The sequence below is a fragment of the Bacteroidales bacterium genome (assembly GCA_018334875.1).
Classification (GTDB): domain Bacteria; phylum Bacteroidota; class Bacteroidia; order Bacteroidales; family UBA12077; genus JAGXLC01.
The window spans coordinates 1-5860 of record JAGXLC010000265.1; the positions used below are offsets into that span (position 1 = coordinate 1).

Sequence of the window (5860 nt, forward strand, 5' to 3'; positions counted from 1 at the left end):
GGTAAGCAGATCAGGATTTCCGGGACCGAATCCTACCAGGTAAACCTTCCCTTTTTGCTGCTCCTTTTGTCTTAAGAGGCTGTCCCGTTCTTCAAGATAGGATTGCAACTCCTTTTTCAGAGCCACTGTTTTCTTCACCTCCTTTCTCTTGGAATTGACTGCCACATACATGTCATCCGTTTCCACGATGCCGGATGAATGGAAGTGGGATTCCTCAGCCTGATCGGTACGGTTGCAAAGAACTCCCATCGTTTCGGCATCTTCCAGTACCTTCCGGTTTATCTCCGGCGAATCGGTACAGGCATAAACGAGGAACATGTCTTGTAAGTAACTGATGTCGTAGGCGTCTTGTATGATATGAATGTTTTCCTGTTCCCGGATCTCCGGCAATATATCCGGTGAAAGCACTGTAATGTTATTCGTAAATGGCAACAAATTATTTAACTTTTGAAGGGCGGCATGGCCTCCTCCAACGATAAGCAAATTTTTGTTTTGAATGTTTAAGGCAATCGGTAAAAAGCTCATATGGGTGTCTTTTTTGTTAATTATTAATAGGGTTTTGGTCAATGATGCCTGCTATCTACATTTCAGCCATCAGTTCATTATAATCATCATAAACTTCAGGATATGCAATCCGGGGCCTTTGCAATAAGTGTACCAATATTCCCAACTCACGGGCTGCTTTAACTTTTTCCAATAGCCCGCCTTCTGTTCCTGTATCCTTGGTAACCAGATGGGCTATTCCATATTCGATCATAAGCGCTTTGTTTGTTTCCTGAGTCAGGGGGCCTTTAACGGCAATTATCTGATGAAGCTTCAGTCCTGCAGCAGTACACCGGGCAAGGCTATCCGGGTGAGGCAACACACGAGCCGTTAGCCGTTCGACATCCACAACCGAAAAGCGGTATAGGTTTTTTGAACCTATTGTCAGGAGAATATTTCCTTTGGTTTGTGACAGATGGGCTGTTATTTGTTCATAGTTCTCATAATATTGAGCCTGTTTCAATGCAATACTTTTTCGCTCAAAACGTAAGTATCTGATTCCCTCTAACCGACAGGCTTCCATGGCATTTCGCGAAACGTTTTCGGCAAAGGGGTGGCTGGCATCAATAGCACATTCCACCTTATAATCCTTTATCAGATCTTGCATATCGGATGTTTCAAGTTTTTGTTGAACCACATGAACAGGTTTGCTTTTTACATAGTCAATCCCGTAAGCTGTAGTAGCTGAAACCATTACACTTTTCTGCCGATCGAGCAGCAAATCGGCTATTTTAACCGCATCACTCGTACCTCCAATAATCCAGATCATATCTTATAACCTCTTATAGTGACCATTTTCCCCTTAATAACTTTCGTCTGTGAGTTGCCGATGATCAATGTAGTAAACATATCGATGTGCTGTTCCTTAAGATGAGCGAGATCAGTGATCATGACTTCCTGCTGCTCCCGCATGGCATTTTTTACAACACCCACGGGGGTTTCCGGTTTTTGGTATTCCAGTAGGATATCCACAGCCATATTGAGATGCTGAACGCGCTTTTTGCTTCGGGGGTTGTAGACACTAATTACAAAATCTCCCATTGCTGCAGCATGCAGTCGTTTAACAATAACTTCCCAGGGTGTAAGCAGGTTACTAAGGCTCACCACTACAAAATCGTTCATGAGGGGTGCCCCCAACAGGGATGCTGCCGAAGAAGCCGCGCTTACTCCCGCTACGATTTCTACGGGAATATCCGTTTGATCATTGGCCGCCAGTTCCAGCATGATACCGGCCATACCATATATTCCCGGATCGCCGCTGCTGATCAGGCTCACGGTTTTGCCCCGCTTAGCCTGTTTAAATACTTCCCGGCAACGCTCTACCTCTTTCATCATACCTGAGGATATGAATTCCTTGTTTGGCACAAGGGGCCGAACCAAATCTACATAAGTCTTATAACCCACAACAACGTCACTTCGCTCCATGGCTTCCATAGCCATTGGACAAATATACTCCTGATCACCAGGGCCTGTGCCCACAACAAATATTTTTCCTCCCATTACTTTATCCGATTATGCTGTTCAAAAACTGAGACGGTCATTCCATCCTGTATTTCCTTTTCTATTATGAATCTTCCCGATTCTCCCGCTGCCAGATAAGCCGAGGCAGCACTGACCGAGGTCACGCCGGTTTTTGACCGTACAAAGTCAGAACCCTGAAAAAGATGATCCACTTTCTGAAGTGCCCGGGCAGAGTAAAATTTCAGCGAGCAATAAAGCTTTTCAGCGGCTTTGTGCAGTGCATCCTCCTTTTCCTTCAGATCAATGGAAGCAATGGTATGGATGCACCTCATATCAATGTTATGATGGCTGCACAGATGAACAATAAAGTCCATCATTTTTTCAGGCGCTACGCCCTTCTGGCAACCTATACCCAGAATGATATTTTCGGGTATAAGCTTGACAAAAGGCTTCTTTTCGTATACAGAGGACCGGTTGGTCACAATGATCTTTCCTGCAGTGGGATCGCCGGATTTCAAGGTGCTTATGTCAGCCAGAAACCCGAATTCATCGATCACGCTCACGTTCTGCCGGTTGAGGATCATCGCAGTAATCATCTTTGCATCCTCCATGGAATCAATGATCAAACCTTTGGATTGGGCCAGTGTGTCCACTGAGGGAAGTTGATTTACATCGGAGGCAGTAGTGATCACCGGGTTTGCCGATAAATACCCGGCAATCTTCAGGGTTAAAGCATTTCCTCCTCCCAGATGCCCTGAGAGCAAACTGATCACATTTATGCCTTTTTCATCCATGACGACAACTGCGGGATCGGTTGTTTTATCCCTGATCCACGGAGCAATGCTTCGTACTGCTATTCCGCTGGCCATGATAAAAACCAATGCCTGATATTTGTTGAAGATCTGACCGCAAAAATCCGTCAAACTGCCTTCTATCGGTACAAACCCTTGCCGGTTCCACTTCGGCAGGGTATAACAGGTACTATCCCCCAGGAAACCTGAGAGTTTCGAGGCCATTTCAACTCCCTGTTTGCTCAGCGCAATGATCCCGGTCATGACTTTTTGCCTTTTCTGTAACCGTGTGTAAAATGATGAGCATACAACAATGAGTTCTGATAATTCGAGCCAAGAAAATCCCCAACCAGAATCATTGCTGTTTTGGTTATATTTGATGATCTAACAGCCTCCGTAATACTGGCCAGTGTTCCTGTGACGATCTTCTCATCGGGCCAGCTTGTCCGCTGCACTACAGCCACAGGAGTGGAAGAAGGATAATGCTGCAGTAACTTTTCCACCAGTTTATCGATCATCTGAACGGTTAAAAATATGGCCATGGAAGATTGATGAACTGCCAGCTTATCAATTTGTTCCAGTTCCGGAACAGGGGTTCGGCCCTCCATACGGGTGCAGATAACTGTTTGGGAGACACCCGGAACAGTAAATTCTTTCTTCAATGCCGCTGCCGATGCAACGAAAGCGCTAACACCCGGAATAACCTCATAAGCTATCCCCAGCTTGTCCAGCTCCTCCATTTGCTCACGGATGGAGCCATATATGGACGGATCACCCGTATGAACCCGCGCAACATTTTTGTCTTTTGCATGGGCATTCCTGATGGTCTCCATAATTTCATCCAGATCCATGGAAGCGCTGTTTAATACTTCGGAACCGGCTTTTCTGTCTTCAATCACCGCCTTTGGGACCAATGAACCGGCATAAATGATAACATCGGCCTGCCGAACAGCTTTTTGCCCTTTAATGGTGATGAGCTCAGGATCACCAGGACCGGCACCTATGAATGAAACTTTTGACATATCGTTAATTTTTTATGTTGGTCTTCTTTGCCTTTTGAAGAATTATGGTTGAAAAATAGGGAACCTTTTCCTGTAGAACTTCCGGTGAATAAAAAACTTTCTGATCTGCTTTTCCCGCATTTGTTATCATAACAAAATGGTACCCCGGATTCCGGCTGAGGAAATAATACAATCCGGAGCTATAGGAGGAAGGTTTCATGAATACCACGGTATCCATCGATTCTATTAATTCAGGTGTATTCTCATCGAAAGAGGTAATCACGGCAAGTTTGTCATTACCCTTGCACAAAGGAAGAGACAACTGGCTGCTGATAGCAGCAAAGGAGTAAATCCCGGGAATGGTTTCTACCTCATGCTCCGGTGCAAGATAGTCAAGTAAGTAATTATAAGTACTATATAGCAAAGGATCGCCAAGGGTCAGAAAAGCTGTTACCTTTCCCGAATCAAGATTTTCACGGATATGTTCCGCATTTTTTTTCCGCGATTTTACTCTTGTTTCAACATCCCATGACATGGAAAATTCCATTTCTTCTATGATGACATTACCGTTGAGGTATTTATCCACAATTTGAAGGGCGGTGCTAGCCTTTTCCTTTGACTTGGGCAAATAAATCACCTCAGCCATTTCAAGGGCCTTAACTGCTTTTATGGTCACAAGATCAGGATCACCTGGTCCGAGGCCAATGCCATAAAGTTTGCCCTGGGTTTGTTTGATCTCTTTTTCATCCATGGACATGTTTCTTTTTAGCTGTTAGAATGAATATAGGATTAGCGGCCAGCAGCATACCTGCTTTCTTTTCGCTCTCTGCTTTGTTAACGGACACCTGAATGAGCTCCACCTCAAAGGAGTGATCTCTAAAATAATGATAAGCCTGATACATGGTATCGATCAGGATAGCGGTGGCCACCACAATGCTTCCTTCAGGAGCCTTCTGGCCTATCAGATCCAGGATCTTCCCAAGGTTGCCGCCGGAGCCTCCGATAAAGTATTTATTTATATTTTCAAGGTCTTTCATGCCTGCCGGCGCCAAGGCTTGTAAAAGTTTTACATTGGCAAGATGATGCTTTAGGATATTTTTGCGGATCAGATCCACAGCATCATCTTTCCGCTCAATGGCAATAACATTGCCTTGAGTTAACTGCAAGGCAGCCTCTATGGCAACAGAACCCGTCCCCGCCCCTATATCCATTAGAGAATCATTGCTTTTTAGTTCCAGTTTCTCCAGCACAATGGCACGTATCTCTTCTTTGGTCATGGGAACATCGCCCTTTATAAAAGCCGTATCTTTCATGATATTTCCTGATTTTCAATGATCACAGAACAGAGTGAAAAATCCTGATTAAGCGAAAGCGCTTCACTGGCCCGCATGGTTAGAATCTGTTCATCGTTATAGGAAAGGTTGCAACCTATATGCATGATCAGATGTCCGTAGCCATGGTCCGTCAAATGCCGGGCAATGGCTTTGTAGTTATTTTTCCTGTCGGTCAACAGAAACACAGAACTGTAGACATCCAGCTTGCTGATGTAATCCTTGTCTTTTCCATGGACCGAGGCGAAGAAAGCATTTTCATAGCCCAGCCCCAGTCTGGCATAGAAATACTGAAACGAGCTGATGCCTGGTGTCAGGGTAATACGCTCATCTGGAAACGTGGCTAGAAGAAACCGGCGCAGCGAATAAAAACCCGTATCGCCTGAAACGAGTATAACAATATGCTTACCGGCATGCCTTTCAATATCGGATTTCAGATTGGCTGTTCTACCGTCGAAAACACAGGTTGTTTTATCCCGATCAGAGAATATGGCAAGTTGTCTTTTCCCTCCCATCAGGACCTCAGCCTTGTCAACCTGTTTGAAAACCGCATTCGGTATAAGGTCGGGATTGCCTGGTCCTATACCGCAAACGGAAATATGAGTTTCGTCATTGATCATTCATTACCTCCTCAAATAAGTTTAGGGCGTTTTCTGTTGCCGCCAGTAAACCGGCTTCATGAGAAAACAATACTACTTCAATGTGGAGTTCATCATAAACATATTGTTCCGCC

General features: G+C 44.8%; 8 protein-coding genes. All 8 read right to left on the reverse strand.

The window, feature by feature from the left end; translation table 11 throughout:
- A partial coding sequence (locus tag KGY70_15985; protein MBS3776697.1) for a siroheme synthase occupies nt 1–525 on the reverse strand: 525 nt, incomplete at its 3' end.
- Nucleotides 526–580: 55 nt separating this feature from the next.
- Nucleotides 581–1312: a precorrin-6A reductase gene (gene cobK / locus KGY70_15990; GenBank protein ID MBS3776698.1), complete on the reverse strand. Its 732-nt coding sequence runs from the start codon at nt 1310–1312 to the stop codon at nt 581–583.
- A complete protein-coding gene (cobJ, locus tag KGY70_15995; GenBank protein MBS3776699.1) occupies nt 1309–2043 on the reverse strand; it encodes a precorrin-3B C(17)-methyltransferase in 735 nt (244 codons plus the stop codon). The genes cobK and cobJ overlap by 4 nt, the downstream gene beginning before the upstream one ends.
- Entirely contained in the window at nt 2043–3059 is a 1017-nt protein-coding gene (gene cbiG / locus KGY70_16000) for a cobalt-precorrin 5A hydrolase (GenBank protein ID MBS3776700.1), read from the reverse strand. The genes cobJ and cbiG overlap by 1 nt, the downstream gene beginning before the upstream one ends.
- Nucleotides 3056–3817 (reverse strand): precorrin-4 C(11)-methyltransferase, encoded by a 762-nt coding sequence (gene cobM / locus KGY70_16005; protein MBS3776701.1) that lies wholly within the window; start codon nt 3815–3817, stop codon nt 3056–3058. Before cobM ends, cbiG begins: the two co-directional genes overlap by 4 nt.
- 4 nt (nt 3818–3821) lie before the next feature.
- A complete protein-coding gene (gene cobI / locus KGY70_16010) occupies nt 3822–4547 on the reverse strand; it encodes a precorrin-2 C(20)-methyltransferase (protein ID MBS3776702.1) in 726 nt (241 codons plus the stop codon).
- Complete coding sequence (gene cbiT, locus KGY70_16015) at nt 4540–5109, reverse strand: precorrin-6Y C5,15-methyltransferase (decarboxylating) subunit CbiT (GenBank protein ID MBS3776703.1); 570 nt, start codon at nt 5107–5109, stop codon at nt 4540–4542. Before cbiT ends, cobI begins: the two co-directional genes overlap by 8 nt.
- The gene (gene cbiE, locus KGY70_16020) at nt 5106–5747 is read right to left on the reverse strand and encodes a precorrin-6y C5,15-methyltransferase (decarboxylating) subunit CbiE (protein MBS3776704.1); all 642 of its coding nucleotides are present in this window, start codon (nt 5745–5747) and stop codon (nt 5106–5108) included. The genes cbiT and cbiE overlap by 4 nt, the downstream gene beginning before the upstream one ends.
- Nucleotides 5748–5860 lie beyond the last annotated feature (113 nt).